At 66.6% G+C, this 2,168-nt stretch carries 1 protein-coding gene; it reads right to left on the reverse strand.

What is annotated here, in order from left to right; all coding sequences use genetic code 11:
• Positions 1–34 precede the first annotated feature (34 nt).
• Entirely contained in the window at positions 35–1,915 is a 1,881-nt protein-coding gene (prpE, locus tag R1L06_RS20430) for a propionate--CoA ligase (protein ID WP_317218591.1), read from the reverse strand.
• Between the last annotated feature and the right edge of the window lie 253 nt (positions 1,916–2,168).

Consider the following 2,168-nt stretch of genomic DNA (forward strand, 5'->3'; position numbering starts at 1 on the left):
CCCCCCCCCCCCCCCCCCCCCCCCCACTACCAGGTCAACGGCCCAGCGCGCGGCGGATCTCCTCCAGCGCGCTGGGGTCGTCCAGCGTCGACAGGTCACCCGGGTCGCGCTGTTCGGCCAGCGCCTGCAGCGAGCGCCGCAGCAGCTTGCCGGATCGGGTCTTGGGCAGCGCATTGACCACGTGCACGTGCGCCGGGCGCGCGACCGCGCCGAGCGAGGTGGTCACCGTGGCCATCATCTCGGCCACCACCAGCGCCGGATCCTCGCCATCCAGCCCCTGCTTGAGGGTGACGAACACCAGCGGCACCTGCCCCTTCAGCTCATCCTTGACCCCGATCACCGCCGCCTCGGCCACACGTGGATGGCTGGAGATGGCTTCTTCAATCTCGCGCGTACCCAACCGGTGACCGGCCACATTGATCACATCATCGGTGCGACCGAGGATGAAGGTGTAGCCATCGTCGTCACGGATCGCCCAGTCCAGCGAGCTGTACAGCAGCTCCTTGAAGTGGCTGAAGTAGCTCTGCAGGAAACGGCTGTCGTCGTTCCACACCGTGCTCATGCAGCCCGGCGGCAGCGGCGGCGACACCACCAGCACGCCCTTCTGCCCCGGTGCCACTTCCTCGCCGGTGTTCTCGTCGATCACCTTCATCCGGTAGCCGAGATTGGGGAACCCGGGCGAGCCGAAACGCACCGGCTTCATCTCCAGGCCCGGCAGCAGGGTCAGTGCCGGCCAGCCGGTTTCGGTCTGCCAGTAGTTGTCGATGATCGGCTTGCCGAGCGCTTCGCTGATCCAGTGCGCGGTCGGTTCGTCCAGCGGCTCGCCGGCCAGGAACAGGTACTTCAGCGCGCCCAGGTCGTGGCGATGGATGAAGTCCGCGTCGTGCTTCTTCAGCACGCGGATGGCGGTGGGCGACGAGAACATCGTGCGCACGTTGTACTGCTCGCACAGCGCCCACCAGATGCCCGGATCCGGGTTGGTCGGCAGCCCTTCGTAGAGCAGCGAGGTACAGCCGCCGATCAGCGGGCCGTACACGTTGTAGGAATGGCCGACCGCCCAGCCGACGTCGGAGGTGGAGAACATCACCTGTCCCGGCCTGCAGTCGAACACCGTTTCCATCGACTGTGCCATCGCCACCGCATAGCCCCCCACATCGCGCTGCACGCCCTTCGGCTTGCCGGTGGTGCCGGAGGTATACAGCAGATAGCTCGGCTCGCTCGCTTCCAGCCACTGCACCGGCACGTCGACTTCACCGATCTGCGCACGCAGCTCGGCGTAGTCCACATCGCGGCCCGGCACGCGTGGTTCGGCGGCATCCAGCCCACGCGACACGATCACTACGTGTGGCGGTGGCGACGTGGCTTCGGCGCAGGCTGCATCGACCATCGGCTTGTACGGAATCAGCTTGCCACCGCGCATGCCGGCATCGGCGGCGATCAGCAGCTTGGGCTTGGCATCGTCGATGCGCAGCGCCAGGTTGTGCGCGGCGAAGCCACCGAACACCACCGAGTGCACCGCACCGATGCGCGCGCAGGCCAGCATCGCGAACACGGCTTCGGCCATGTTCGGCATGTAGATCACCACGCGGTCACCGTGACCGACGCCGAGGTGCTTGAGCACGGCGGCGAAGTCGTTCACTTCGCGATACAGCTGGCGATAGGTGATTTCGCGGGTGCTGTTGGTTTCGGTGGAGATGGCGACCAGCGCGAGCTGGTCGGCGCGCTCGGCCAGGTGGCGGTCGACGGCGTTGTAGCAGAGATTGGTTTCACCACCGACGAACCAGCGCCGGAACGGCGGGTTGCTGTAGTCGAGCACCTGCTGCGGCGGTTTGTGCCAATGGATGCGCTTGGCTTCCTCGCCCCAGAAGGCCTCCGGCTCGTCGATCGAGCGACGGTAGGTTTCCTCGTAGTTCATGACGCAGCCCTCCCAGACAAAGTCATGGGTTCGAGGATAGTCCGGCGCTGGCGCGCGGGCCGCCCTACCTTGGTAGGGGGTGGGTTTTTCATGCAGGGCTGCGCCCTGCACCTGCAGAAGCCGAAGCAACAGCAGAAGCTGGTTTCCTGAGGGATGGCGGGGTGGGTCCGGTTGCGGGAGACGCCGTAAACCCGTCCTTGGGGGCTTGGCCGCGGCATCCATGCCGCGGACACTCCCGCAACCGGACCCACCC

The organism is Stenotrophomonas mexicanensis, assembly GCF_032911605.1.
In the GTDB taxonomy this organism is placed as follows: domain Bacteria; phylum Pseudomonadota; class Gammaproteobacteria; order Xanthomonadales; family Xanthomonadaceae; genus Stenotrophomonas; species Stenotrophomonas maltophilia_A.